This window comes from Stenotrophomonas sp. Ste96, assembly GCF_024519495.1.
Taxonomy (GTDB): domain Bacteria; phylum Pseudomonadota; class Gammaproteobacteria; order Xanthomonadales; family Xanthomonadaceae; genus Stenotrophomonas; species Stenotrophomonas bentonitica_A.
Window position 1 is genome coordinate 15,378 of sequence record NZ_JALJRX010000001.1, and the last position, 24,608, is coordinate 39,985.

Genomic DNA, 24,608 nt, shown 5'->3' on the forward strand with positions numbered 1-24,608 from the left:
CTTATGGGGAAAACCGAGCGCGGGTGCACTCGGGTTCCACCGTAGGCAACCGAATGTATGCGCAGTGCATACGGATGTATGCATGGTGTATGCAGCCCCGTCGCGCCCTACTCCGCGGGCGGTCCGGGCAGGGCCATGCCCAGGTGCCGGGCGAAGAAGCGCGCCATCACCCGGTACGCCTGCTGGCTTTCCGGCAGCCGGGCGTCGAGGTGGAAGGCGTGGCCCAGCCCGTCCCAGACGTGCAGGTCCGACTCGCGCCCCAGGTCCACCAGCCGCGAATGGGTATAGGAAACGTTGCTCAGCTCGGCTGCCCGGGTTGCAGTGATGAACAGCGTCGGCGGAAACTGCGCGAGCACCGCATCGGAGAAGACCGGCGACACCAGCGGGTCACGGAAGTCCACCGGGCCGTAGTAGAGGTCTTCCATGATCGGCAGGCTGCCATCGGCGTGCGGCAGCAGTGCATCGGTGACGGCAGCGGCCACGTAGCGCGAATCGCCGCCGTAACGCGCATCGCCACCGGCGCAGAACAGCCCGGCCGCTGCTGGCATCGGCAGCTTTTCCTTGGCGAACCACGCCAGCGATTCGCCGGTCAGCACGCCGCCAGCCGAGCAGCCGAACACGCCGATATGCGCTGCGGGCCGCGTTTCCAGTGCCGCGCGGTAGACCGCCGCCACGTCCTCACTGGCGGCGGGAAACCGATGCTCCGGTCCCTGCCGATACTCTACGGCGACAACCGTGGCACCGGTCATCGCCGCGACCGGGATCGCCTCAAGCAGACCGATGCTGTCGGCGCGGCCGAACACGAATGCACCACCGTGCAGCTCGATCAGCAGGCGATGCTGCGCCGGGTCGGCCGGTGCGCTGCGCGGCTCGACCCGCACCACCGGCACCCCGTTCCAGGTTTCGTGGTGCAGCTCGACCGGATAGCGCTCGCGCAGCGCCTTGATCTCGCCGTAGGCCCAGTCATCGGCGCCCTTGCGGATGTTCGCCAGCTCTTTGAGCACGGTGGCGTTATCCATCTTCGCGACCGGATCACCGTTGACGACGGCGCTGCGCATGGCTGCCTGTGCTTCCGGACTCAGATACGGGGACAGCGGCAGCGCGAATGCCGACACGCTGCGTACGCCTTCCGCTGCAGGAGGTACGGCCGCTTGCGCAATGCCAGTCCCACTGACAGCCAGCAACAGCGCCATCGGCGCGAATACCCTGGTCCCCACCATCTGCTGAATTTCCATGCTGAATCTGGAAACAGGATAGCCGTTATCCCGCCCAGTTTCGGCGGGATTCTTAAGCGCGCTCCGCGAGCTGGGGGCTTCCCTGCTTGCCCCGCTACCAGTTGGCTGAATGCATCAGAGCGCAGTGCTCACTTACGCTCTCCCCGCGTCTGCAGCCATCGCCATGCCAGCACAGCAGTAAGCACGAGCAGCACCAGCACAGCCAATGGATTCCAAGACGTTTCCGAGAGCGCCAGCAGCTGCTCTGGAGACTGCTCAGCGATCATCATCATGCCAAACCCGCCGATACACAGCGATCCGACCCCGAGCGCGATGTCCCGCTGACCAACCCTGTCTCCATGCGGCGCGACCTCTTTCAGTTCACGGATTCCTTCAATACGCCCATGCACGTGGTGGCCCTTGTAACCCGCCACGACGACACCGACAGAGATCATGTCGTCCGGATTGAGCATGCACGGTGAGATGTGGACGCGGTCGTCCACTACGCTGACAGCGACCTCGTTGCGCAGCGACTCAGGGCTGACCTTCTCAAGATGACAGCTGATGATTTCCTGGGCATCAGGAAAACGGATCCCTAGCGGCGTGGTGATTTCAGCCGCCCGGATGGCCGAGTTGCCAACATTTTTGACGGTCAACCACAGCATGGCCACATCGGGCACTCTCTTGCCGTGAAAGAACACCTCGACCGCGGCGGAGGCGTTCTCGTTGATTGAAACCAAGTGATTTACGGGACTGACCTCGTAACGAATCGCCGGCCTGCGGCGATTGAGAAACTGATATACCTGCACCAAGCCCAACGTAAGCGCGATGTACACAGCGATCCAGCCTGAATCCAAATACTTATCCACCCGCCATCCTTGAACGCGCCTGATTGAGCGGAATCGTAGCCGATATCTGCCCAAGCGCAGATGGTTCACCCTCCATGACGCGCCTGACTGCACTGCCGGCACCCGCATTCGTTCGCGCCGCCTGCCCCCCCGTGCTGCAGGACTATGCAGTCCGATCTTCCCGCCCATGTGGCGCGCTCACGCAATGGCGCCCAACTACAGCGACACGCAGCGCACGGGATCTGCCACGCCGCCTGTTCCTGTATCGCCCGTTCCTGCAGGCCAAGCGCATTGTCGACGCGCGCATCCGGGCGAGGCCACAATGCGCAAGCCAGGCTGATCCTTGCCCGCCGCGCAACACTCTTTCGCCCATCGACGGCTGTTTGAGCCAGAGCGCTCCGCGCAGACTGGGCGGCCTTCCGCTTCGTACCTACCCCCACATGAGCATTCACCTTCCCGGCCGTGTCGGCTTCGGCACCGCGCCCCTCGGCAACATGTACCGCGCCATTCCCGAACAGGAGGCACTGGCGACCGTTCACGCCGCCTGGGACCAGGGCATCCGCTACTTCGACGCCGCCCCGCTGTATGGCGCCGGCCTGGCCGAACGGCGGCTCGGCGAAGCGCTGCAGCACTACCCGCGCGATGCTTATGTGCTGAGCACCAAGGTCGGCCGCCGTCTGCTGGATGAAACCGAAGACGCCGCCAGCCGCGACCTCGGCGAGAAAGGCGGCCTGTTCGAGCATGGCCTGCCCAACAAGATCGTCTATGACTACAGCGCCGACGGCACGTTGCGCGCCATCGAAGAAAGTTTGAAACGCCTGAAGACGGACCGCCTGGACATGGTCTGGATCCACGACCCGGCCAAGGATTTCCATGGCGAGAACTGGCGCGCCGTGTTCCACCAGGCCATGTCCGGCGCCGCGACGGCGCTGACCCGCCTGCGTGAGGAGGGGGTCATCAAGGGTTGGGGCCTGGGCGTCAACCGGGTCGAGCCCTGCGTGATGGCGCTGCAGCAGGCCGACCCGGATGGCTTCGTGCTCGCCGGGCGCTACACCCTGCTGGATCATGATGAGGCACTGGCCAGCCTGATGCCGGCCGCCGAAGCGCGTGGCGCCCGCATCGTGGTCGGTGGTCCATACAACTCCGGCGTTCTCGCTGGCGGCGCGCATTACGAGTACCAGAAGGCCGGGACCGACGTGCTGCATCGGGTCGGGCGCCTGCAGCAGGTAGGCGCACAGTTCGGCGTGGACATCCGTGCGGCGGCGCTGCAGTTCCCGCTGGCGCACCCGGCCGTGGCCGGCGTGATTCCCGGTGCCAGCCAGCCCGGCCGCATTGCAGAGAATCTCGCCTTGGCCATGGTCGCGATTCCGCCGGCGTTCTGGAGCGCGTTGCGCGAACAGGGCCTGGTCTCGCCGCACGCGCCGTTGCCGATCGACTGAGTTGGCGCACAGCCGCCGCTGACCAAGATCATGCCAGCGCTGGCAGTACTGGCAGTGCTGGCAGCGCCGGGAGCGCTCGGCGCCGTGGCTGAACCCTGCGCGCCGGCGGCCCGCGGCCGTTACGGTGTAAAATTCGTCGTTTTAACCGGAACAATGGCCAAAACCGCGCAACGGACGCCTGTCCCGGGCCCGGCCTTCATCCGGCTGCTGGCCCGTCTGGCTGAAAGCAAACTGTCCTCGACGGGCCCGGCCCTGTCGGAGCGGCTCAGCGAATGGGTGGACTGGACGCGGGCGGTGACCTTGTCCAAAGCGCTCGATGGCCGGCTGCCGCCTGCGGTGGAGGGGCCGGATTTCGATGCCGACGAGGATGCGGAATGCCAACGGATCCGCGCGGTTTTGGAAACCACCATTGTTCAGGAACCTGAGCCTTCCAGGCCGGTTCGGCGCGCGGTCGAGGCCGAAGCGACCGAAACGCCCATCGAATTCGCCGTGTACCGCGAGCGCTACGTTACCGTGCAGCGTTCCATGCTCGGCGCCACCAGCCGCCTGCGCGGGCGGCTGCGCGACATGCTGACCCGCCGCTCACCCGAGCTGGCGCGGCTGGCCGAGGTGGATGCGCTGATGGAGCAGACCCTCAGCGCCCGCGAACACGCCCTGTTGGCCAAGGTGCCGGTGCTGCTCGGGGTGCATTTCGAGCGCCTGCGCGACGCCGGCAGCGACGCGGCCTGGCTGGAGGTGTTCCGCCGCGACATGCAGAGCCTGCTGCTGGCCGAGCTGGATATTCGTTTTCAACCGATCGAAGGCCTGCTTGCAGCGCTTCGCACCCACTAACCGGGACGTCATGTTCAGAACCAGTCTTCACTACGTTGTTTTCCTGCTTGGCCTTGTCGCGGTGTGCTGGATCGGGGCCGGTTATGCCAGCACCAATCCGGTCGGTTTCGCTGTCGCCGCGCTGATCGCCGTGTGCTACCTCGCCGGTGGCCTCGAGCTGTATCGCTACCGGCAGGCGACCGCCTCGCTCGCCGCAGCCAGTGCCCGTGCCGGCGAGGCGAGCTCCGGCCTGACCACCTGGCTCGGCCAGCTGCACCCCAGCCTGCGCAATGCGGTACGGCTACGCGTGGAAGGCGAACGCGTCGCCCTGCCCGGCCCGGTCCTGACCCCCTATCTGGTCGGGCTGCTGGTGCTGCTGGGCATGCTCGGCACCCTGCTCGGCATGATGGCCACCCTGCGTGGCACCGGCCTGGCCCTGGAAAGCGCGACCGATCTGCAGGCCATCCGCGGCTCGCTGGGCGCGCCGGTGGAAGGCCTGGCGGTCGCCTTCGGCACCTCGATTGCCGGTGTCGCCACCTCCGCGATGCTGGGCCTGCTCTCGGCGCTGTGCCGGCGTGAGCGGCTGGAAGCGGTGCAGCGCCTGGACGTGGAGATCGCCACCACCCTGCACACGCACTCGCAGTCCTGGCAGCGCAATGAGGCCTTCCGGCTGCTGCAGCAGCAGGCCGAACTGATGCCGGCGCTGGTGGATCGGCTGCAGGCCATGACCACGGCGATCGAACAGCAGAGCAGCGCCTCGGGCGAGCAACTGCTGGCCAACCAGCAGCGTTTCCATGCCAAGGCCGACGAGGAATACGCCCGCCTGACCGCCGCGATCAAGGAGTCACTCAAGGATAGTGTCGCCGAGAGCGCACGTGCGGTCGGTGCCGCCCTGCAGCCGGTGATGGACACCACCCTGGCCGGCATCGCCCGCGCCAACGCTGCCATGCACGAAACGGTGACCGATGCGGTGCAGCGCCAGCTGACCGGCCTGACCGACGGCTTCGACGCCAGCCGTGTCGCCACCGCCGCGTCCTGGCAGGCCGCGCTGGACAGCCAGCAGCAGACCAATGCTGCATTGACCGCCGACCTGCGCGCCGCGCTGGACGGATTCGCCGCACAGCACGACCAACGCGCGCTTGGCCTGCTCGAGGCGGTCTCCGCGAAGCTGGTCAGCACGGCTGACGGTTGGCAGGCGGCCCAGTCCGAACAGCAGCAGATCAACACCGCCATGGCGACCGAGCTGCGCAGTGCACTGGCCCACTTCGCCGAGCAGCATGGCGAGCGCTCCAGCGCCTTGCTTGAGGCGGTCTCGGCCGAACTCAACGCGACGGCCAGCCGTTGGCAGGATGCACAGGCCGCGCAGCAGCAGACCCATGCCGCCCTTGCGGATGACCTGCGCAGCGCGCTTGGCAGCTTCACCGAAACGCACCAGGCCCGGGCCACCGGCCTGATCGATTCGGTCGGCAGCCGCATGGAGGCCACCACCGCGCAGATCGCCGAGGCCTGGCAGCAGGCGCTGGCCCGCCAGGATGCCGCCGCGACCGCGCTGAGCGAGCGGCATCAACAGGCCCTGGATGCCGCTTCCGCGACACTGCAGGCGCAGGCGGTTTCGCTTGGCGAGGCGATGCAGCACTCGCATGCGCAGCTGCAGGACGCCCTGGAAGCACGCGATCAGCAGCGCCTGCGCGCCTGGACCGATGCCTTCACCGGCATGAGCGCCAACCTCGGCGAGCGCTGGGAACAGACCGGCGCCAGCGTGGCCAGCCGCCAGCAGGAGATCTGCGACACCCTGGCACGCACCGCCAATGACATCACCCAGCAGGCCCAGGCGCACGCCAGCGAGACGATCAGCGAAATCTCGCGGCTGGTGCAGGCCGCCTCGGAAGCGCCCAAGGCTGCGGCCGATGTCGTCGCCGAACTGCGCGGCAAACTCTCCGACAGCCTGGTCCGCGACACCGCCACGCTGGAAGAACGCAGCCGCCTGCTGGCCACCGTGGAGACCCTGCTGGATGCGGTCAACCACGCGGCCAACGAACAACGCGTCGCCGTCGATGCGCTGGTCTCCACCTCGGCCGAACTGCTGGAGCGCGTTGGCACCCGTTTCACCGACCACATCGAAGCGGAGACCGGCAAGCTCGGCAACGTGGCTGCGCAGGTTACCGGCAGCGCCGTGGAAGTGGCGAGTCTGGCCGACGCGCTCGGCAGCGCCGTGCAGTCCTTCGGCACCGCCAGCGACGGCCTCAACGAGCGCCTGGCCCAGATCGCCGCTTCGCTGGATGGTTCGCTGGCCCGCAGTGACGAGCAGCTGGCCTACTACGTCGCCCAGGCGCGTGAGGTGATCGACCTCAGCGTGCTGTCCCAGAAGCAGATCATCGATGAGCTGCAGCAGCTGGCCGGCCGCCGCGGCAGCAAGGCCGGGGCTGCCTCGGCATGAGCGACGAGATCGAAGTCGAGGCCGACGGAGGCGCTCCGATCTGGGCCGCCTTCGGCGACCTGATGTCGGTGCTGCTCGGCGCGTTCGTGCTGATCTTGGTCGGCGTGGTCGCGCTGCAGCTGGAGCTGACCAACCGCCTGGATGAAGAGGTCAAGCAGCGCCAGGCCGAAGTGCAGCGCCGCCAGACGCTGGAGCAGGCACTGGCCGGCCCGCTCGCCGCCGGGCGCGTCACGCTGGTGGACGGCCGCATCGGCATCCGCGGCAACGTACTGTTCGCGTTGAACTCCGACCAGCTGCAGCCGGAGGGCCTGGAAGTGCTCAAGAGCCTGGCCGGTCCGCTGAAAGGCTACCTGGCATCTCGCGAGGAGATCCTGATGGTCAGCGGCTTCACCGACGACCAGCAGGTGCGCGATGGCAACTGGCGCTTCGCCGACAACTGGGAGCTCTCTGCCGAGCGTGCGTTGACCGTGACCCGCACCCTGATCGCCGAGGGTGTGCCGTCGGACGCGGTGTTTGCCGCGGCGTTCGGTTCCGAGCAGCCGGTGAGTTCCAACGCCGACGAAGACGGCCGCGCCAAGAACCGTCGCGTGGAAATTGCCCCGATCCCCAAACCCAAGGCGAGCAAGGCCGCGGATGCCCCGTAACGCCGTCGCAACCGCTGAGATGCTCCAGCGTTGGCGAGCGGACAAGCTCGACCAGCTCGACCGCACGCGCTATGCCCTGATCGAGGCGTTGCATGCCCGCACGCAGGCGCACGACGGTGAGGTGCGGGCACTGCTGCAGGCGAAGCTGGATGCCTTGGTGACCAGCTACGCCGAGCGGATTGCCGAGGCGCCCACCGCGGCGCAGCCTGGGCAGGGCCCGTCACCCGGGCGCATCGGCCTGCAGGCGCTGGTCACGGAATTGACCGGCCAGCACAACCCGGCCTACCCCGAGCTGCCGGTGCTGGCCGACGTTCGTGCAGGCTGGGCCACGCTTCGAAATGCCAGCCAGCTGAAGGAATCGCTGGCGCAGGTGCCCACCAACGGCGGCCCGCTGAATTCCGGCGTCCTGGTCCATCGGGCCCTGACGCTGATGAAAGAAACCTCGCCCGGGTACCTGACGCATTTCATGGCGTACCTGGATGCGCTATCCGGGATGGAGCATCTGCATCAGTGGGGCGTACTCGTGGCAACGCCGAAAGTGGCGCCGCGGGGGGCGAAGCCGCGGCGGCCGCGTGCGGGCAAGGGAGCGGGCTGATCCAGGCGTTCCATCTGCGTGCCTTGATGGCCGCACGACATTGCCCCGATCAACGCTGAGCCGAGGTCGCTCCAGCAAGGTATTGCCCGCTTTGAACAAACCTGCCTGCGCGTTCGCCAGCCATCACGCTCAGCACCGACAACGCGATGCTCGGCGCATTGGACGCTGAAGATGGCCAGGAGAGCCGGCTCTAACTGAATACGACAGGCCCGGAACTGGCCTCCTCAGGCCTCTTGCCCCGGCCAAACTCGGGTGATAGCTTTGTAATTACAGCGTAATTATGAAGAGGCGGCAGATGGCTCGAGACTGGAACACGCTAGCGGATCGCCGCCAGGCAAGGCTGCAGCGGGCCGCCGATGCCGGGCTCGGGCGCCTGCTGCCCCATGCCGAGGTTCCCCGCCTGCTGCACACCGTGCTCGAACCGGGCGACCGGGTCTGCCTGGAGGGCAACAACCAGAAACAGGCCGATTTCCTGGCCGAGTGCCTGGCCCAGCTCGATCCGGCGCAGGTCCACGGCCTGCACATGGTCCAGTCGGTCCTCTCCCTTCCCTCGCATCTGGATGTGTTCGAGCGGGGCATCGCCCAGCGCCTGGACTTCTCCTTCTCCGGCCCGCAGAGCGGTCGGCTGGCCAATCTGGTTGCCGAGGGACGGATCGAGATCGGGGCGATCCACACCTATCTGGAACTGTTCGGCCGCTACTTCATCGATCTCACTCCGCAGGTCGCCCTGGTCGCCGCGCAGGCCGCCGACCGCCACGGCAATCTCTATACCGGCCCCAACACGGAAGACACCCCCGTGATCGTGGAGGCCACCGCGTTCCGTGGCGGCATCGTCATCGCCCAGGTGAACGAAATCGTCGATACCCTCCCCCGCGTCGACATCCCGGCCGATTGGGTCAACTTCGTCACCGAAGCGCCACGGCCGAACTACATCGAGCCGCTGTTCACCCGTGATCCGGCGCAGATCTCCGAGATCCAGGTACTGATGGCGATGATGGCCATCAAGGGCATCTACGCCGAGTACGGCGTGCAGCGGCTCAACCACGGCATCGGCTTTGATACCGCCGCGATCGAACTGCTGCTGCCCACCTACGCCGAGTCACTCGGCCTGAAGGGCAGGATCGGCACGCACTGGGCGCTCAATCCGCATCCGGCACTGATCCCGGCGATCGAGTCCGGTTTCGTGCAGTCCGTGCATTCGTTCGGCTCCGAGCTGGGCATGGAACGCTATATCCAGGCGCGCTCGGATGTGTTCTTCACCGGCAGCGACGGCAGCATGCGCTCCAACCGCGCGTTCTCGCAGACCGCCGGCCTGTATGCCTGCGACATGTTCATCGGCTCAACGCTGCAGATCGACCTGCAGGGCAACAGTTCCACCGCCACCCGCGACCGCATCGCCGGTTTTGGCGGCGCGCCCAACATGGGCTCGGATGCACGCGGTCGCCGCCATGCCAGCCCGGCCTGGCTCAAGGCCGGCCAGGAAGCGGCCCTGCCGGGGCAGATGCCGCGCGGGCGCAAGCTGGTCGTGCAGATGGTGGAAACCTTCCGCGAACACATGGCGCCGGCCTTCGTCGAGCGCCTGGACGCCTGGGAGCTGGCCGAGCGCGCGAAGATGCCGCTGCCGCCGGTGATGATCTACGGCGACGACGTCACCCACGTACTGACCGAAGAAGGCATCGCCAACCTGCTGCTGTGCCGCAGCCCCGAGGAACGCGAGCAGGCGATCCGTGGCGTGGCCGGCTACACCGCAGTCGGCCTGGGCCGTGACCGCGCGATGGTCGAGAACCTGCGCGACCGCGGCATCATCCGCCGCCCCGAAGACCTGGGCATCCGCACCCGCGATGCCAGCCGCGACCTGCTCGCCGCGCGCTCGGTCAAGGATCTCGTGCGTTGGTCCGGCGGGTTGTACAACCCGCCCAAACGCTTCCGCAACTGGTAAGGGGCACGCCATGGAAACCCTGCGTTATCGCTTCCCCGGGCAGCACGATCTCACCGAGCGCGACCAACACGCGCTGGTCGGCGTGGTCGCCTCGGGCAATCTGGAAGTGCTGATCGAACCTACCCCGCTGGACGGCGCGATGGAGATCGAGGTGATCACCTCGGCCACCGGCTTCGACACGATCTGGCAGGCGGTGCTGGCCGATTTCGCCGCGCGGCATCCGCTGCGCAACGTGCGCCTGTCGATCAACGATGCGGGCGCCACACCCGCCGTGGTCAGCCTGCGACTGCAGCAGGCACTGGAAACCCTGCAGGAAGGAGACGCTTCGTGAGCAGTCACAGTTTCTACGAAGCAGACGCCCGCGAGCGGATCGCCGGCCTGCTCGATGCAGGCAGCTTCAGCGAATTCGTCGGCCCGGCCCGCCGCATCATCAGCCCGCACCTGGCGCAGCTGGATCAGCCCGGTGCATTCGATGACGGCATCGTGGTCGGCGCGGGCAGCCTGAGCGGTCGTCCTGTCCTGATCGCGGCGCAGCAAGGCCAGTTCATGGGCGGTGGCGTCGGCGAAGTACACGGCGCCAAGCTCACCGGGCTGCTGGAACGTGCCGTCGCGGTACGGCCGGATGCGGTGCTGCTGTTGCTCGACAGTGGTGGCGTGCGCCTGCATGAGGCCAACGCCGGCCTGGTCGCCATCTCCGAGATCATGCGTGCGGTGCTGGCCACGCGTGCCGCCGGGATTCCCGTGTTTGCACTGATCGGCAGCGGCAACGGCGCCTTCGGTGGGATGGGCATCGTCGCCCGCTGCTGCACGGCGGTCGTGATGTCCGAAGAAGGCCGGCTCTCCCTGTCCGGCCCGGAAGTGATCGAGACCGTGCGTGGCGTGGAGGAGTTCGACTCGCGCGACCGCGCCCTGGTCTGGCGCGTCACCGGCGGCAAGCACCGCTACCTGATCGGCGATGCCGTGCAGCTGGTGCCGGACCGCATCGACGCCTTTGGTCAGGCGGCACGGTCACTGATCGACACCCACACCGGGTCCGACGACCCGTTGCAGGCCCTTGAGCAGGCGCACACCCGGCTCGATGCACGCATCAATGCCTACGGGGACTGCCGGGATGGCATGGAGGTCTGGCGCCTGCAGGGCATCGCCCATGCCGATCAACTGCCGCTGCTGGAAACCGCTGACTTCCTGGAAGCGGCAAAGAACCGGAGCCTGCCATGGAACTGACCCCCCTGCTCGACGCACTGTTCCCGCGGGGTCACGCGGTCACCCGCAACGACGATGTGCTGGGCGGCACCGCGACTACGGCACTGGGCGAGGTCACCGTGATCGGTACCGCGAACAAATTGGAGGTCGGGGTCGATCACGCACTGGCGTTGGCCGCCACCGTGCTCGCCAGCACCCGCGCGCACCCGCAGCGGCCGATCGTGATGCTGGTCGATACCACCGGCCAGCGCCTGGCACGCCGCGATGAAACGCTCGGCATCAACAGCTACTTCGCACACCTGGCCGGCACCCTGGATCTGGCCCGCCGCCGTGGCGCGCCGCTGGTGAGTCTGGTCTATGGCGAATCGGTCAGCGGCGGCTTCCTCTCGTTCGGGCTCATGGCCGACCGCATCTACGCCCTGCCCGAAGCGCAGGTGCGCGTGATGGATCTGCGCGCGATGGCGCGCGTCACCAAACAGCCGCTTGAGAAACTGCAGGCACTGAGCCAGAGCTCGCCGGTATTCGCGCCGGGCGTTGAAAATTACGTGCGCATGGGTGCGGTGGAGGCCGTCTGGGAGGGCGATCTTGCACAGGCGCTGGTTGATGCGCTGCAGGCGCCGGGCACCGGCGATCAGCGCCGGGAACGCGGCGCGGAGCGCGGCGGCCGCCTGCTGGCCCGCGACGTCGCCGCCGCCGTCGCCGCGGGCGAGGCCTGAGCCATGCGCCGTCACGACCTGGTCTGGCTCGATCCGCAGGCACCGTGGCAGGTTCTCAGTGCGGGCGCCGAGGCGCGGCTGCGGGCATGGGCACAGGCGCGACTGCCCTTCGTGGTGGCGCGGCGCGACCCCACCAGCGACGAACACCAGCTGCGGTTGGGCGTTCCCCTGCCATTGGCCGAGCACCGCCAGCGGTTGTCGCTGCGGGTTGATCCGTCCGCCGTCCTGCGCAGCGCGCCACCGCCGCTGCTGACCGAGGTCGCGACGGATATCGGCGCGGGATGGCGCGACCGGCTCCACGGCCTTGCCACCGAAACCGCCACCTTGCCGGTAGCACCGCGCGTGTTCGGCAGCGCGGCGTGGCAGCACCTGACCGGCCTGGGCTACCTGCATGACGGCTCGGATCTTGACCTGCTCTGGGACGTCACCGGCACCGGGCAGGCCGAGACGATCGTCGCCGTGCTGCAGCGCTGCGAGCGGCGATCGCCCACGCGGCTGGACGGCGAGCTGCGCTTCCCGGGTGACCGTGCGGTCAACTGGCGCGAGTACGCCAGCGGCGCCACGCGCCTGATGGTCAAAGGCAACGATGCATGCTCGCTGGTGCCGCGCGAGGCACTCACCGCTTGGCAGGTCGCCGCATGAACGCCGTTCGGCAGCCCCTGCCGGCCACCGCTGTGCCCCGCTCTGCCGATGCGCGCCGTCTCGGCCGCCTGGCCATCGCCAGTCTGCACGCCGAGCTTGCCTGCGCGCCCAAACCCGGCCTGGTCACGCCGCTCAGTCGCGGCAGCCACACCGACATGGACGCGGGCACCTTCCTGCGCAGCCTGTTCGCGCTGCGCGGTTACTTCGTCGCTATCGCGCACGCGGGCTGCAGCGAAGTGCCGTTCGCCTCGTTGCGTACGCTCGGCATCGCCGCCGAAGCCGCGATGCTGCGCGCCACCGGCGGTATCAATACGCATCGCGGGGCGATCTTCAGCCTCGGGCTGTTGGTCGCACAGTCCGCCCGCCTTCGCGCCAGCGGCGAAGGCGCACCGTCGGGCGAGGCCGTGTGTCGCGGTGTCGCCCAGTGGCGGTCGGCGCTGCTGGAGGCCCCGTTGAATCCGCACAGCCCCGGTCAACGCGCCCGCCGGCGGCACGCCGTGCCCGGTGTCCGCGAACAGGCGGCCGCAGGGTACCCGCTGCTGCACGCGCTGGCCCTGCCAACCCTGCAACGCGTGCTGGATGCCACCCAGGACGCCGAAGCGGCGCAGGTGGAAACCTTGATGACGCTGATCGCCCACACGGTCGATCTCAATCTCCTGCACCGCGGGGGTGAAGCCGGGCTGGCGTTCGCCCAGCACCAGGCGCACGGCTTCCTCACGGCGGGCGGTGTCCAACAGGCCGATTGGCGGGAACGTGTCGCCGCCATCGGTGACGCGTTCGAGCAACGGCGGCTCAGCCCCGGCGGCAGCGCCGATCTGCTGGCCTGCACGTGGTTCCTGCACCTGCAGGCGCACGCATGAGCCTGGTCCTGCTCTGCCCGGGCCAGGGTGGCCAACACCCGGGGATGTTCGCGCGCGTTGGCGACGACGCCCGCGCCCAGCCCATTCTCGCGCAGGCCAGTGAAGTGCTGGGCACGCCGGTGGAGGCTCTTGCGGCAGACGAACACCGCTTCCGCAACGCCCTCGCCCAACCGCTCGTCTGCGCCGCGGCGCTGGCGCACTGGGCCGCGTTGCGCGACCGATTGCCCACCATAACGGCGGTGGCCGGTTATAGCGCCGGTGAGTTGGCCGCCCATGCCATCGCCGGCAGTTTCGACAGCACTGCTTGCCTGCAGCTGGCCGCACGCCGTGCCGCGCTGATGGACGCCGCCTCGCCGGCCGATGCCGGCCTGATCGCGGTGATCGGCTTGGCGGCCGACGAGATCGCCCTGCTGTGCGCCGAGCACGCGGTCCATCTCGCCATCGTCAACGGCCCGGACCACGTGGTGCTGGGCGGCCTGCGCAGCGCGCTGGAGGCCGCCGCCGCTGCGGCCGTCCGGCACGGTGCACGCACGGTGTCACTGCCGGTGGATGTTCCCGCACATACCCCGCTGCTCGCGCCCGCGGCGCAGGCATTCGAAGCGGCCCTGGGTGAGACCGCACTGCAGCCGCCGCGGCTTCGCCTGCTCGCCGGCATCGACGGGAGCAGCGTCGTCGATGTCGCACGTGTGGTGCACACATTGGCCGCGCAGATCGCCCGGACGGTGCAGTGGCAGCAGGTGCTGGCGCAGGCGGTGGAGCGCGGCGGAAAAGTATTTCTGGAGCTGGGCCCCGGCTCGGCGCTGGGCCGGCGGGTACGCGAGCTGCATCCGCAGCTGCAGGCCCGCTCGGTAGAGGATTTCCGCACGCTGGAGGGCGTGCGCGAATGGGTGGACGCCGCATGCGCACGCGCATGAGGGGCCACGCAAAGGTGTAACACCAGCAGTCCCCGGGTGGCGGGTCGCCATCATGCTGCACGCGTATCAAGTGTCTCGGGAGGGCGCATGAGTCCGCAAATCGCAACGATCATCGGCTTGGTGATCATGTTCATCGTGGCCACGGCCCTGCCCATCAACATGGGTGCCGTGGCATTCGCGCTGGCCTTCATCATCGGCGGCCTGTTCGTCGGGATGGAGGGCAAGGAAGTGTTGGCCGGCTTCCCGGGCGACCTGTTCCTGACCCTGGTCGGCATCACCTACCTGTTCGCCATCGCGCAGAAGAACGGCACCATCGATCTGCTCGTGCACTGGGCGGTCAAGGCGGTGCGTGGGCACATCGTCGCCATACCGTGGGTGATGTTCGTGGTCACCGCCGTGCTGACCGCCTTCGGCGCGCTCGGCCCGGCCGCAGTGGCCATCATCGGCCCGGTCGCGCTGCGCTTTGCCAAGCAGTACAAGATCAATCCGCTGATGATGGGCCTGCTGGTGATCCACGGCGCGCAGGCCGGTGGCTTCTCGCCGATCAGCGTGTATGGCGGCATCACCAACCAGGTGGTGCAGAAGGCCGGCCTGGAAGTCACGGAAATGGCGGTGTTCCTGACCAGCCTGGGCTTCAACCTGCTGATGGGCATCATCTGCTTCTTCGCCTTTGGCGGGTTGGCCCTGATGCGTCGCGCGCCGACGGCGACCGAACCGCTGGTCGCCGGCAGCCAGGCCTCCTCGCGCCAGTTTGCGATCGAAGGTCACGGCGCCCTGGTCTCGGCCGGCGGAGGCACGCTCTCCAATGATCCCGATGCGCTGGATGACGTGCGCATCAACCGCGAGCGCGTGTTCACCCTGATCGGCCTGCTCGGGCTCGGCATCGCGGCCCTGGTCTACAACCTCAACGTCGGCCTGGTCTCGATCACCGTCGCGGTGGTGCTGGCCCTGCTCTCGCCGAACTCGCAGAAGGGCGCGGTGGATGGCATCAGCTGGTCGACCGTGCTGCTGATCAGCGGCGTGGTGACGTACGTGGCCGTGCTGCAGCAGGCCGGCGCGGTGGACTACATCGGCCATGGCGTGGGTGCGATCGGCATTCCGCTGCTGGGCGCGCTGCTGGTCTGTTATGTCGGTGGCATCGTCTCGGCGTTCGCCTCTTCAGCGGCGGTGCTGGGCGCAACAATCCCGCTGGCGGTGCCGTTCCTGATGCAGGGGCATCTGAGCGCGGCCGGTGTGATCTGCGCGCTGGCGATCTCCTCCACCGTGGTGGACGTCAGCCCGTTCTCGACCAATGGCGCGCTGGTGGTTGCCTCGGCGGCGAAGGAAGAGCGCGAAGCCCTGTTCCGCCGCTTCCTGGTCTACAGCGGCCTGGTGGTGGCGTTCGGTCCGCTGCTGGCATGGCTGCTGTTCGTCGTGCCGGGCTGGATGTAAGCACACGGCGGGCCTGCACCGGCAGGCCCGCCATGACCCGGTAGAATGCTGCACACCTGTCCATGAAGCCCTGCCATGTCCCTGGCCCCTGGTCCCCGCCTGTCGAAGAAACGCGTGCCGCTTTATGAAGAAGTGGCCGAGCGGCTGCGCCAGAAGATCTACGACTACGAACTGCCACCGGGCGAATGGATCGACGAGCCACTGCTCGCCGAAGAACTGGGCATCAGCCGCACCCCGCTACGCGAGAGCCTGAAACTGCTGGCCGCTGAAGGCCTGGTGCAGCTCGATGCGGGCCGCGGCAGCCGGGTCACCCGGCTGACCCTGGAAGACCTCAACCAGCTGTTCCCGGTGATGGCCATGCTGGAAGGCCGCTGCGTGCATGAAGCGGTCAAGCGGATCGATGAAGCGGGCGTGGTCCAGCTGCAGGCGCTGCACGATGCCATGGAAGCCGCTGCAGCCGCAGGCGATCTGGCCGAGTACTACCGGAACAACTATCTGATCCACGAAAGCCTGCAGACCCATGCCGGCAACCCGTGGCTGATCCGCGTCACCCACGACCTGCACCGCATCCTGAAGATGCATCGCGGCCGCCAGTTGCTCACACCGGGCCGCATGGCCCAGTCACTGGCCGAGCATCGCGCCCTGATGGCCTGCATCCGCAACCGCGATGCCGAAGCCGCCGAACAGATGATGAACCGCCATCTGCTCAGTCAAGGCGAAGCACTGGCGGCCTATGTGGCCGCCGGTGGCCAGCTGAACGTGCCTGCGCCGCTGCCTCGCCAGGGCGGGATCTGAGCGCTCAGGCCAGTTCCACCGTCAGCCGCGTCAACGATTGCCCCAGCAGGTGAAGCCGGATCTGGTCCAGGCTGGTGAAGTAGCACGCCGTATCGGCGCCGGCCAAGCGGTAGATGCCGCGCTCGCCGCCCAACAGAACGAATTTTTCCTGGTCCACCAGGTACTGGGCGACCGGCGGCACACCCTGTGCCTTGAGCGCATCGATATCGATGGGTTCAAGGGCGTCCAGATCATGTAGTGCTGTGGTCATGGGAAAAGAAACTTCGCGACGGGGATGCCAGCTTAGGTGGCACACACGCAGCAACGCGTGGAACGATCGTGAGGACGGTGCGAGTGTCCAAGGTGATGCAGGCAGCTCACCGAACGCATCGTCGCCCGCTGCGCGATGCACGTTGATGACCTTCGACTGCCATGCCGATCGAGCCAATGGCCGTGAAGGGCGCGTGGAGGCCTGCGAGACGCACTGCGCAGACCCAGCGCCTCGTGCCGGATACGACACCCCATCGTCGGAAACGCACATTGAGCGCCTCCTGGTGTCGTGCAAGGCTGGATTCGTGGCTGCGCGCACCAGCTTCCACAGCACCGTCGGCGCCTTGCCGGTGCCGTTCTTGTGCGTGGATCGGGTGCGAGCGTACTTACATGAAAAACATCGCGGGTAAACGTCGGGTCGCGTTGCAGGCCAGCCTGCTGGCGACCATCCTCCTCGCTGCCGGGGCGCTGCTGCTCACGCTGTTCCCCGCCCATTCGGATCGGCAGCCGCCCTTCGTGCTGGCCGCCGGCCCGCAGTTGGGCGGCCCGTACGGGCTGGGCGGGCCTTCCTCGCTGGGCGGTGCACGTGCCTACGTGGAGGCGGTGGAGGCGCTCTCGGGCATCAAGATCCAGGTGGCCGGCGCCACCACCTTCAGCGACGCACTCGGCCTGCTTGCGCAGCAGGAGGTGGACGGGCTGGCGTTCGCGCTGCCGGGCACCGCGGCACTGTTGCCCACGGCCACGGTGATTTCACCGGTCTTCTATGCCGGCGATTCGGTTCTGCTCACCCGCAGCAGCTCCCCCGTGCGGGCCCTGTCCGCCCTGGAGGGCAAGCGTGTCACCGTGATCGGCAACGGGGAGTACCACGGCTATCTTGCCGCTCACCACCCCGCGATCGAGGTGTTTCCTCTGCCTGCCGCGGCAGACATGGTGGCCGCGGTGGACAGCGGCACCGTGGACGCGGCGCTGGGCATGGACGCCATCCTGATTCCGCTGGCACGCCGGGGCAACAGCACCACGCTGGCGGTGCATCCGGCCAGCGATGGGCCCTCCGTGCGAATCCGGGTCGCCTCCCATCCTGCGCGTGCCGCCGAGATGGAACGGGCCCATCAGGCGTTCCGCGCGTTGCCACTGGACACCCAGCAGGATCTGGTCGGCCGGTGGATGGATGCCCTGTATCGCTCGCCTCCCACTCTCCATGCCGTCCTCTCTTTCTATCGCACACCGATCATCGTGCTGGTGCTGTCCATCCTTGGTGCGGCCTTCGTGATCATCCAGGCCTACCGCAACGCGCGGGCGACCGCGGCGCTGCAGGCCAGCACGGCGCGCATGTTGACCCTGGTCAATCACGAAGTGCGCAATGGCGTGGCCTCGGTCATTTCCGCCATCGACCTGATTGAATCCACCGTCCCCACCCCGGCCGCCGCACCGGTGATCGCATCCGCCCGCGCGGCCACCTCTTCCCTGCACCACACCTTGGCCAATGCGCTGGAATTCATGTTCCTGGATCGCCACAGCCATGCACCCGTGGAGTGGCAGCCCGGCGCGGCTACCGTACTGGCCGGCTGCCTGAGCGCCTCCCGGCCGGTGGCCGCGGCGAAGGGCACCGCCCTGCTGTTCGATCTTGACCAGCCGGTGCTGGAGCACGCGAGCTGCGACACCCGCGCCCTGCGCCACATCGCCAGCAATCTGATCTCCAACGCCGTGAAGTTCTGCGATGCCGGAACCGTGTCGGTGCGCCTGAGATTCGAGGCAGGCGTGGGCGAGCGCGGCCGGATGGTGCTGCGTGTGAGCGATACCGGCGAAGGCATCAGCGCCGAAGATCTGAACGACATCTTCGGCGCCTTCAGTACCACCCGTGACGGCCGGCAGCGCGGCGGGACCGGGCTGGGGCTGTCCCTGTGCCGCCGCATCGCCACGGCGCAGGGCGGGCAGATCACCGTGCGCAGCCAACCAGGCGTGGGGTCCACCTTCACCGCCACCCTGCCCGCGCAGCGGCGCACGGAGCAGGCGCCGGCCCTGCCCGGCCACCTGTCCGCCCACAACGACCGGCCCGCGCGCGCCCTGGTCATCGAAGACCAGCCCCTGATCGCCGACGTCATCAGCCACCGGCTGCGCGAGCGCGGGTTCGAGGTGCGCTGCGCCGCCAGTCGCCATGAGGCACTGCAGCAACTGGCGCAGGCCGGCCCCTTCGACCTGATCACCCTGGACGATGCACTGCCGGATGCCACCGGCCTGGAAACGATCGAGGCGATCCGCGCCCTGGAGCGGGCGCGCGCGTGGCTGGGCGCCCGCGTGGTCTCGATCTCGGCATCACCCGACGTCACCCGTCCCCCCCGCTACCGGGCCGCCGGCATCGCAGCGACGTTGTGCAAGCCCATCGACTGGCCTGCGTTCGATGTGGCCACGCACTGCACGGCCATGAATCCGGCCAGGGCGCTGCGGCCGGCGGCGGCGACGCCGTTGGATGTGCTGGCGGTGTATCGCACGCAGATCCCCCAGGATATTGCCGCACTGCGCGAGGCCATCGTGGCCCACGAATGGCGGCGGGCGCTGGCGATGAGCCACCGCATCCGCGGGGCGGCCTCGATGGTCGGCGATGCGGCCACGCTGGTCACGTTGGACCAGATCGACGGCTGCCTGAAGCACCATGCCATCAACGGCGACCCCGGCGCCGCGGACCTGGACGAGATCGACCGCCTGCTGGCGCAGATGGACCCAGGCACCTGAGCCCACGGCGGCGTGGCACCTGCCCGCCCGGGCCCGCACGGCACGACACAAAAAGAAACTCCCCGGTCCGCAATGACGGACCGGGGAGCGCCGGTGTTTCCCTGCAATGGGCGGGGAGGATTACCAGCCGATGCCTACACCCAGCCCCACGCTCTGCTCACCGCTGTTGGTGAACGCCCCGTTGAGGCTGAAGGTGGCCGAGCCACGCTCATTGAGCACCCGCTGATAGCCGACCGCCAGTGCCGTCTCGCCATCGCTGTAGCCCACGCCAGCGCCCAGACGGTTGTACGTCGCCAGGCCCGCCGTGTTCATCGCCATCGCGCTCTGCGCACTGCTCATCGCCGCCATGCGGTTGAAGCGCTTGTCCATCTTGTCCAGGCGGCGTTCGAAATTGCTGATCGCCCCATCGGTGTACTCGTTGGCGCGAGCCAGCATCTTCTCCAGATCGGCGGTGTTCACCTGCGGGGTCGGCGCCGGCGCGTCGGCCGGCGCAGGCGTGCCACCGCCGTCGGCACTGGCGATGCCGCCACCGGCACGGCCTGCGGAAGCCGCCGCCGGATCACCCGATGCGCCGGCAGGGCCCTCGGCCTCCGGCGCGGCCGGCGGCGTGGGTGCACTGGCCGACGCCAGCGCCCTGCCCTCCGGCGTGGCATCAACGCGCTGTTCCAGCCCATCGATGCGACCGTCCAGACGCTGCTCCATGGCATGCAGCTGACCACCGTTGACCGCATCGCGGCTGCCCGGTGCAATCAGGCCGTTGGCCACGTTACCGAGGACCATGCCGTTGGCGCCGGCGAGGTTGAGCTGGTTGAGGCCATCGCTGCGGGTGGCGGGGCTTTCCTGGAAGACAGCGCGGAGCTGGTTCTCAATCCGATCGGAGCGATTTTTTCCCGCTACGACCGCACCATCGAGAACATTAAGGGCGTCTTCAACGTTGTTCTGGCTTCCGCCCTGCATTCTGTAGGTTGGAAGGATAATGTTTCCGCCCGGATCAATGGCCGCCCCCCCCTCCCAGTGCTGTTAATGAATCACCGAGCTGCCCCACAGTGACGGCGTCTTCAGGCCCCCGCCCTCGAGCCAGATTGACGATTCGTCGTTTCCTAGTCAGGTTTCCAACAGAAACCACATTCTCTTCGGTCGCGGTCGATGATGCGCCCAATGCAACAGAATACTCTGCACCCGACTCAATTCTTGCAAATCCGCCAAGCGCCACGCCTTCATTGCTATGAACCGATGACCCGATACCCAGAGCGAACCCATTTTCCGCGGAGCTATCGACGAACGACGCGCGCCCTAAGGCGACCGATCCCTTTCCTCGAGCCCTAGAGAAAGCTCCTATAGCAGTTGCTCCATCAGTGCCTTCACCAGCCTCAGCGCCATCACCAATGGCTACTGAGAACTCTCCTGCCTTGGCGTCAATACTTTCGTCATCGTGCCCGATAGCTATGTACCTAGCCGTCTCTTCAACCTGTGACAGACGCTGATTGGTAGCGAACAACTGCCCACCGTTCACAGCATCGGTACTCCCAGCCGAACTGATATCGCCGGCTGCCACGCCGCGCACCTTGCCGCCGTCCATATCGATCGAACCGTCGGCTGCGTAACGGACCACGCCGTCCAGATCGGGATCGAAGTTGTCAAACTCGGTACGCAGGTCATCCAGATCCCGCCGGTTGCCGGCGATACGGGCCTCGTGTCCAGCCAGCTCGGTGGCGTGGCTGGCCAGCAGAGACTGATTCGCAGTGACCTTCTGATCGACGCCAAACAGCTGCTTGCCGCTCACCGCCTCGGTGCTGCTGGCGCTGAGCGTTGCGTCAGCCACGCCCATCAGCTTGCGATTGGCGTTGGATTTGTTGCGCACGTCCAGCATCGTACCGGTGTTTTCACCACCCAGGCGCACGTTGCCCGTGGCCGATACCTGGCCGACCAATCCACCGAGCACATCCGCTTTGGCCAGCGCATTATCGGCGGTCGTCTTGGCAGTGTTGGCCGTCGTCTGCGCGCTGGTGGCCGTGGTGCGGACCGAAGCCACTTCCACATTCGTCGCATTGAGCTGCTTGCCGCTCACCGCTTCGGTGCTGCTGGTGCTGAGCGTTGCGTCAGCCACGCCCGTCAGCTTGCGGCTGGCATTGGACTTGTTGCGCACGTCCAGCACGGTACCGGTGTTTTCGCCGCCCAGGCGTACGTTGCCGGTCGCTGAGGTCTGACCGACCAGCCCGCCCAGAGCATTGGCCTTGGCCAACGCATCGTCGGCAGCGGTCTTTGCTGCGCCCGCTGTCGTCTGGGCGCTGGCGGCGGTGGTGCGGACCGAGGCGACCTCGACATTGGTCGCATTGAGCTGCTTGCCGGTCACGGCCTCGGCGCTGCTCGTGTTGAGCGCGCCATCGGCCACGTTGACGATTTTCCGCTTCAGCGTGCCGTTGCCCACCGAGATCTGGTTCCCTGCGGTGGTCTGGGAGCCATTGCCCAGCGCCACGCTGCCGGTGTGGGCCGCTACGGCGCGGTCACCCAGGGCCACAGCGCTCTCCGCGCGGGCGCTGGCCAGATTGCCCAGCGCGGTGGAGAACGTGCCGGATGCCGATGCTTCACGGCCGATGGCGGTCGCCTGGCTGGCGCTGGCGGTAGCCTTGTAGCCGGCTGCGGTTGCGTGGGTGGCCGCTGCGTTCGCATCGTTGCCCAGCGCCACTGCGCGATCGCCGATGGCGCTCGCACGCAAGCCGGTGGCGACCGCCCCATTGCCACTGCGGCTGAGTGCGCCAATGGCGACTGCGCCAGTGGCGGCGGTGCTTTTCTCGCCCTTGTCATTCACGCCGGCACGTGCGTCTGCACCCATCGCCACACCATTGCCGTTGTACGCCTTGGCCGCCGAACCCAGTGCGGCGCTGGCCGTGCTTCCACTGCCTTCAGCCACCGCCGCTTGACCCAGAGCGACAGCTGCAGCGCCGATACGGCCTACGGCAGCATCTGCCGACGCTTTTGCGGCATTGGCGGTGCTGGTGGCGGTGCTCACGCTCTGGTTGGTGGCATGCAGCTGCTGGCCTGTCACCGCATCCGTGCTGCCAGCGCTCAACACGCCATTGGCAATATTCTGGATGCGGCGCTTGGTGCCTCCGGCGTTGGCCACGTCGATCACCGTACCGGTGTTCTCCGCGCCCATGCGGATGGCACTGCTGGACGAACTCTGGGTCACCAGGCGTGCGCCCGCCGCGGCCTCATCTGCCGTTCTCTGTGCGCGGGTAACGTTCTCGTTGGTGACATACAACTGGCCACCGGTAACGGCGTGATCACTACCGCGTGCAAGGTAGGCGTCTTCGACACCGACGACACGACGCTTCCGGCTGCTGCTGCCAACGGCGACCTGCCAGTGGCCGGTGGTGACCGAGCCGCTGCCCAGGGCAATGGAGCTCAAATGCTGGGTGTTGGCGCCGCGGCCGATGGCAATCGAATCCTGGGCGAATGCGTCGGTGATCCGGGCGCCCTGCCCGATGGCAATGGAGCCGGTGGCCGCGGTCTGGGCATCGCGACCGACGGCAAGCGACGAGGCTGTCTGCGCTTTGGCCCCCTTGCCCATCGCCAGCGCATTGGCGGCGGTGGCCTGGGCACCACGGCCCATTGCCAAGGCACCTTCTGCGGTTGAGCGGGCCTCGTGCCCGACGGCTACCGCATCGTATTCCGCACGGCTGTTACCGCCCAGCGCTACTGCGCCAGACCACCCGGCCGTGCCTGCATATGCATTGCCACCGATGGCGATCCGGGACACGCCAGCACTGTTGTTGACCGTGTTGGCACCGCTGCCGACGGCAATCGAGTTCTCCGAATAGGCTTTCGCGTTGTTGCCGAGCACCGTGGTACCGACACCAGACGCTACCGACTCTGCACCAACCGCCGTTGCGTAGCCCCCATTGGTGATCTGCACGTTGTAGCCAATGGCAGTGTTGTTGGTCCCTCGGCTGGTGATGACGCTCCCGTAGGCCACAGAGCGGCTACCGCTCAACGTTGATCGCGAGCCCAGCACGGTCAGCAGGTCTCCATCAACAGTGGAGTCCCGGTAGTAGTGATCTGTCGTCAGCGCGACCTGCCGGATGGCCGGCTCAGCCAGCTCGTCCGCCAACGGCACACCGCGTGCACCGCTGATGGCCGCCCGGCTTCCAAACGCGGCCTGCAATGCCCACGCGTCCAGCACTGGAATATCCTCCGGCTCGTCGACCGGATCCTCCTCGGCAGCCCAGGCACCCGGAGTTGACAGGGTAAGCGCCAAGGCGAGTACACCGGCACCGACCAGCTGGCTGGACTTGCCTCTGGTGGCGCTCAGTTCACTGGCCACCACCCAGCATTGCCGTGCGGTGGACCATAGGCGACGGTAGATCTTGTTCATCGAACGCTCCTTAACAACGGTGTCAAAAACACACCCGCCACGAGAATCCGCGTAGCGGGCGTGGAAAAATCAGGGGGTGAGGGTGGTCACGTGTTCGCGATAGCCATCGCGCGTGAGCCGATAGCGCAGCTGCACGGTGTGGCCGGGCACCACCGTGAAGGGCAGCGCAAGGGAGCTGCCGGGATACAGGCTGTGCGATACGTCATGGGCGGTGCAGCGGCTGCCCTCGCAATCGGCGATGCTGGTGATGCCCAGGCGCAGCGTGCCGTCGTTGTGCAGCACATCGCCCTGCACTCGCGGCTGCACGGTGCCTTCGGCCGGCAGCACATTGACCAGCGCTCCCCAGACCAGATTCACACCGATACTGGCCTGCGCACCGTCACCGCCCTCGATGCTGGTTTCCTCGGGCCCACGCACCCCTTCGAAGTAGACGCGGTAGGCTGTCTCGGCCTCCACCGGCTGCAGCGGAATCAGCCGGATCAACCGGTTGCCGCCGCCCGCCAGGGCGAATTTCCCGGGTGTGATGGCGATGGCCGCCTCACCCGGCTCGACCTCCACCTCGTGCTCCTGGTCGCTGGCCGGATCTACGATGCGCCGCAACGAGGCCTGGATGTACTGCGGTTGGGTGGACTGTGAATAGATGCGCATCTGGGTACTGCGCTTGCCATCCACCGAGGCGCGCATCGGGTGCACGGTGAGATTGGCCTGGGCCGGCAATGCCAGCAGCAGCGTCAACGGGATGAGGCAGGCGGCGAGTCGTTTCATGC

21 protein-coding genes are annotated in these 24,608 nt (G+C 67.5%); 15 read left to right on the forward strand and 6 right to left on the reverse strand.

Going from position 1 to position 24,608, the window contains the following annotated elements:
* Positions 1 to 107: 107 nt before the first annotated feature.
* Positions 108 to 1,193 (reverse strand): alpha/beta hydrolase, encoded by a 1,086-nt coding sequence (locus OC373_RS00095; RefSeq protein WP_261997321.1) that lies wholly within the window; start codon positions 1,191 to 1,193, stop codon positions 108 to 110.
* A 170-nt stretch (positions 1,194 to 1,363) separates the two neighbouring features.
* Positions 1,364 to 2,083, reverse strand: coding sequence for a hypothetical protein (locus tag OC373_RS00100; protein ID WP_261996703.1), 720 nt, complete (start codon positions 2,081 to 2,083; stop codon positions 1,364 to 1,366).
* A 419-nt stretch (positions 2,084 to 2,502) separates the two neighbouring features.
* Here OC373_RS00100 and OC373_RS00105 point away from each other — a divergent pair, with 419 nt between their 5' ends.
* The 14 genes from OC373_RS00105 (at position 2,503) to OC373_RS00170 (ending at position 16,487) form a co-directional block, all read left to right on the forward strand.
* Entirely contained in the window at positions 2,503 to 3,501 is a 999-nt protein-coding gene (locus OC373_RS00105) for an aldo/keto reductase (protein ID WP_261996704.1), read from the forward strand.
* Positions 3,502 to 3,654: 153 nt separating this feature from the next.
* Complete coding sequence (locus tag OC373_RS00110) at positions 3,655 to 4,332, forward strand: DUF3348 domain-containing protein (protein ID WP_261997322.1); 678 nt, start codon at positions 3,655 to 3,657, stop codon at positions 4,330 to 4,332.
* Between the two features lie 10 nt (positions 4,333 to 4,342).
* On the forward strand, positions 4,343 to 6,748 hold the full coding sequence (locus OC373_RS00115) for a DUF802 domain-containing protein (protein WP_261996705.1): 2,406 nt from the start codon (positions 4,343 to 4,345) through the stop codon (positions 6,746 to 6,748).
* Positions 6,745 to 7,392, forward strand: coding sequence for an OmpA family protein (locus tag OC373_RS00120; protein WP_261996706.1), 648 nt, complete (start codon positions 6,745 to 6,747; stop codon positions 7,390 to 7,392). The genes OC373_RS00115 and OC373_RS00120 overlap by 4 nt, the downstream gene beginning before the upstream one ends.
* 19 nt (positions 7,393 to 7,411) lie before the next feature.
* Positions 7,412 to 7,987, forward strand: coding sequence for a DUF2894 domain-containing protein (locus OC373_RS00125; RefSeq protein ID WP_261996707.1), 576 nt, complete (start codon positions 7,412 to 7,414; stop codon positions 7,985 to 7,987).
* Between the two features lie 295 nt (positions 7,988 to 8,282).
* Positions 8,283 to 9,926 (forward strand): malonate decarboxylase subunit alpha, encoded by a 1,644-nt coding sequence (gene mdcA / locus OC373_RS00130; protein WP_261996708.1) that lies wholly within the window; start codon positions 8,283 to 8,285, stop codon positions 9,924 to 9,926.
* 10 nt (positions 9,927 to 9,936) lie between these two features.
* Positions 9,937 to 10,257, forward strand: a complete 321-nt coding sequence (gene mdcC, locus OC373_RS00135) for a malonate decarboxylase acyl carrier protein (RefSeq protein ID WP_070425209.1) — start codon at positions 9,937 to 9,939, stop codon at positions 10,255 to 10,257.
* Entirely contained in the window at positions 10,254 to 11,150 is an 897-nt protein-coding gene (locus OC373_RS00140; RefSeq protein ID WP_261996709.1) for a biotin-independent malonate decarboxylase subunit beta, read from the forward strand. Before mdcC ends, OC373_RS00140 begins: the two co-directional genes overlap by 4 nt.
* Positions 11,141 to 11,845 (forward strand): biotin-independent malonate decarboxylase subunit gamma, encoded by a 705-nt coding sequence (mdcE, locus tag OC373_RS00145; RefSeq protein WP_261996710.1) that lies wholly within the window; start codon positions 11,141 to 11,143, stop codon positions 11,843 to 11,845. Before OC373_RS00140 ends, mdcE begins: the two co-directional genes overlap by 10 nt.
* Before the next feature lie 3 nt (positions 11,846 to 11,848).
* Positions 11,849 to 12,487, forward strand: a complete 639-nt coding sequence (gene mdcG, locus OC373_RS00150; protein ID WP_261996711.1) for a malonate decarboxylase holo-[acyl-carrier-protein] synthase — start codon at positions 11,849 to 11,851, stop codon at positions 12,485 to 12,487.
* Complete coding sequence (mdcB, locus tag OC373_RS00155) at positions 12,484 to 13,347, forward strand: triphosphoribosyl-dephospho-CoA synthase MdcB (RefSeq protein WP_261996712.1); 864 nt, start codon at positions 12,484 to 12,486, stop codon at positions 13,345 to 13,347. Before mdcG ends, mdcB begins: the two co-directional genes overlap by 4 nt.
* Entirely contained in the window at positions 13,344 to 14,261 is a 918-nt protein-coding gene (gene mdcH / locus OC373_RS00160; RefSeq protein WP_261996713.1) for a malonate decarboxylase subunit epsilon, read from the forward strand. The genes mdcB and mdcH overlap by 4 nt, the downstream gene beginning before the upstream one ends.
* An 87-nt stretch (positions 14,262 to 14,348) precedes the next feature.
* Positions 14,349 to 15,692: an SLC13 family permease gene (locus tag OC373_RS00165; protein ID WP_019184589.1), complete on the forward strand. Its 1,344-nt coding sequence runs from the start codon at positions 14,349 to 14,351 to the stop codon at positions 15,690 to 15,692.
* A 75-nt stretch (positions 15,693 to 15,767) separates the two neighbouring features.
* Positions 15,768 to 16,487, forward strand: coding sequence for a GntR family transcriptional regulator (locus tag OC373_RS00170; RefSeq protein ID WP_261996714.1), 720 nt, complete (start codon positions 15,768 to 15,770; stop codon positions 16,485 to 16,487).
* 4 nt (positions 16,488 to 16,491) lie between these two features.
* Here OC373_RS00170 and OC373_RS00175 read toward each other — a convergent pair whose 3' ends face one another.
* Positions 16,492 to 16,737: a hypothetical protein gene (locus tag OC373_RS00175; protein WP_070425216.1), complete on the reverse strand. Its 246-nt coding sequence runs from the start codon at positions 16,735 to 16,737 to the stop codon at positions 16,492 to 16,494.
* Between the two features lie 389 nt (positions 16,738 to 17,126).
* On the opposite strand from OC373_RS00175, the gene OC373_RS00180 reads away from it, so the two are divergent.
* Positions 17,127 to 19,466, forward strand: a complete 2,340-nt coding sequence (locus OC373_RS00180; RefSeq protein WP_261996715.1) for an ATP-binding protein — start codon at positions 17,127 to 17,129, stop codon at positions 19,464 to 19,466.
* Positions 19,467 to 19,586: 120 nt separating this feature from the next.
* Here OC373_RS00180 and OC373_RS00185 read toward each other — a convergent pair whose 3' ends face one another.
* From OC373_RS00185 to OC373_RS00195, 3 genes are all read right to left on the reverse strand, one after another.
* Entirely contained in the window at positions 19,587 to 20,246 is a 660-nt protein-coding gene (locus OC373_RS00185; protein ID WP_261996716.1) for a YadA-like family protein, read from the reverse strand.
* A gap of 211 nt (positions 20,247 to 20,457) precedes the next feature.
* On the reverse strand, positions 20,458 to 23,841 hold the full coding sequence (locus tag OC373_RS00190) for an ESPR-type extended signal peptide-containing protein (RefSeq protein ID WP_261996717.1): 3,384 nt from the start codon (positions 23,839 to 23,841) through the stop codon (positions 20,458 to 20,460).
* 69 nt (positions 23,842 to 23,910) lie between these two features.
* On the reverse strand, positions 23,911 to 24,606 hold the full coding sequence (locus OC373_RS00195; protein ID WP_261996718.1) for a pilus assembly protein: 696 nt from the start codon (positions 24,604 to 24,606) through the stop codon (positions 23,911 to 23,913).
* Between the last annotated feature and the right edge of the window lie 2 nt (positions 24,607 to 24,608).

Coding starts and splice junctions, on each gene's coding strand:
- OC373_RS00095 (WP_261997321.1), bottom strand. CDS start 1,193: ATGGCGCTGTTGCTGGCTGTCAGTGGGACTGGCATTGCGCAAGCGGCC.
- OC373_RS00105 (WP_261996704.1), top strand. CDS start 2,503: ATGAGCATTCACCTTCCCGGCCGTGTCGGCTTCGGCACCGCGCCCCTC.
- OC373_RS00110 (WP_261997322.1), top strand. CDS start 3,655: ATGGCCAAAACCGCGCAACGGACGCCTGTCCCGGGCCCGGCCTTCATC.
- OC373_RS00115 (WP_261996705.1), top strand. CDS start 4,343: ATGTTCAGAACCAGTCTTCACTACGTTGTTTTCCTGCTTGGCCTTGTC.
- OC373_RS00120 (WP_261996706.1), top strand. CDS start 6,745: ATGAGCGACGAGATCGAAGTCGAGGCCGACGGAGGCGCTCCGATCTGG.
- OC373_RS00125 (WP_261996707.1), top strand. CDS start 7,412: ATGCTCCAGCGTTGGCGAGCGGACAAGCTCGACCAGCTCGACCGCACG.
- mdcA (WP_261996708.1), top strand. CDS start 8,283: ATGGCTCGAGACTGGAACACGCTAGCGGATCGCCGCCAGGCAAGGCTG.
- mdcC (WP_070425209.1), top strand. CDS start 9,937: ATGGAAACCCTGCGTTATCGCTTCCCCGGGCAGCACGATCTCACCGAG.
- mdcE (WP_261996710.1), top strand. CDS start 11,141: ATGGAACTGACCCCCCTGCTCGACGCACTGTTCCCGCGGGGTCACGCG.
- mdcG (WP_261996711.1), top strand. CDS start 11,849: ATGCGCCGTCACGACCTGGTCTGGCTCGATCCGCAGGCACCGTGGCAG.
- mdcB (WP_261996712.1), top strand. CDS start 12,484: ATGAACGCCGTTCGGCAGCCCCTGCCGGCCACCGCTGTGCCCCGCTCT.
- mdcH (WP_261996713.1), top strand. CDS start 13,344: ATGAGCCTGGTCCTGCTCTGCCCGGGCCAGGGTGGCCAACACCCGGGG.
- OC373_RS00165 (WP_019184589.1), top strand. CDS start 14,349: ATGAGTCCGCAAATCGCAACGATCATCGGCTTGGTGATCATGTTCATC.
- OC373_RS00170 (WP_261996714.1), top strand. CDS start 15,768: ATGTCCCTGGCCCCTGGTCCCCGCCTGTCGAAGAAACGCGTGCCGCTT.
- OC373_RS00175 (WP_070425216.1), bottom strand. CDS start 16,737: ATGACCACAGCACTACATGATCTGGACGCCCTTGAACCCATCGATATC.
- OC373_RS00180 (WP_261996715.1), top strand. CDS start 17,127: ATGAAAAACATCGCGGGTAAACGTCGGGTCGCGTTGCAGGCCAGCCTG.
- OC373_RS00185 (WP_261996716.1), bottom strand. CDS start 20,246: ATGGTCCTCGGTAACGTGGCCAACGGCCTGATTGCACCGGGCAGCCGC.
- OC373_RS00190 (WP_261996717.1), bottom strand. CDS start 23,841: ATGAACAAGATCTACCGTCGCCTATGGTCCACCGCACGGCAATGCTGG.
- OC373_RS00195 (WP_261996718.1), bottom strand. CDS start 24,606: ATGAAACGACTCGCCGCCTGCCTCATCCCGTTGACGCTGCTGCTGGCA.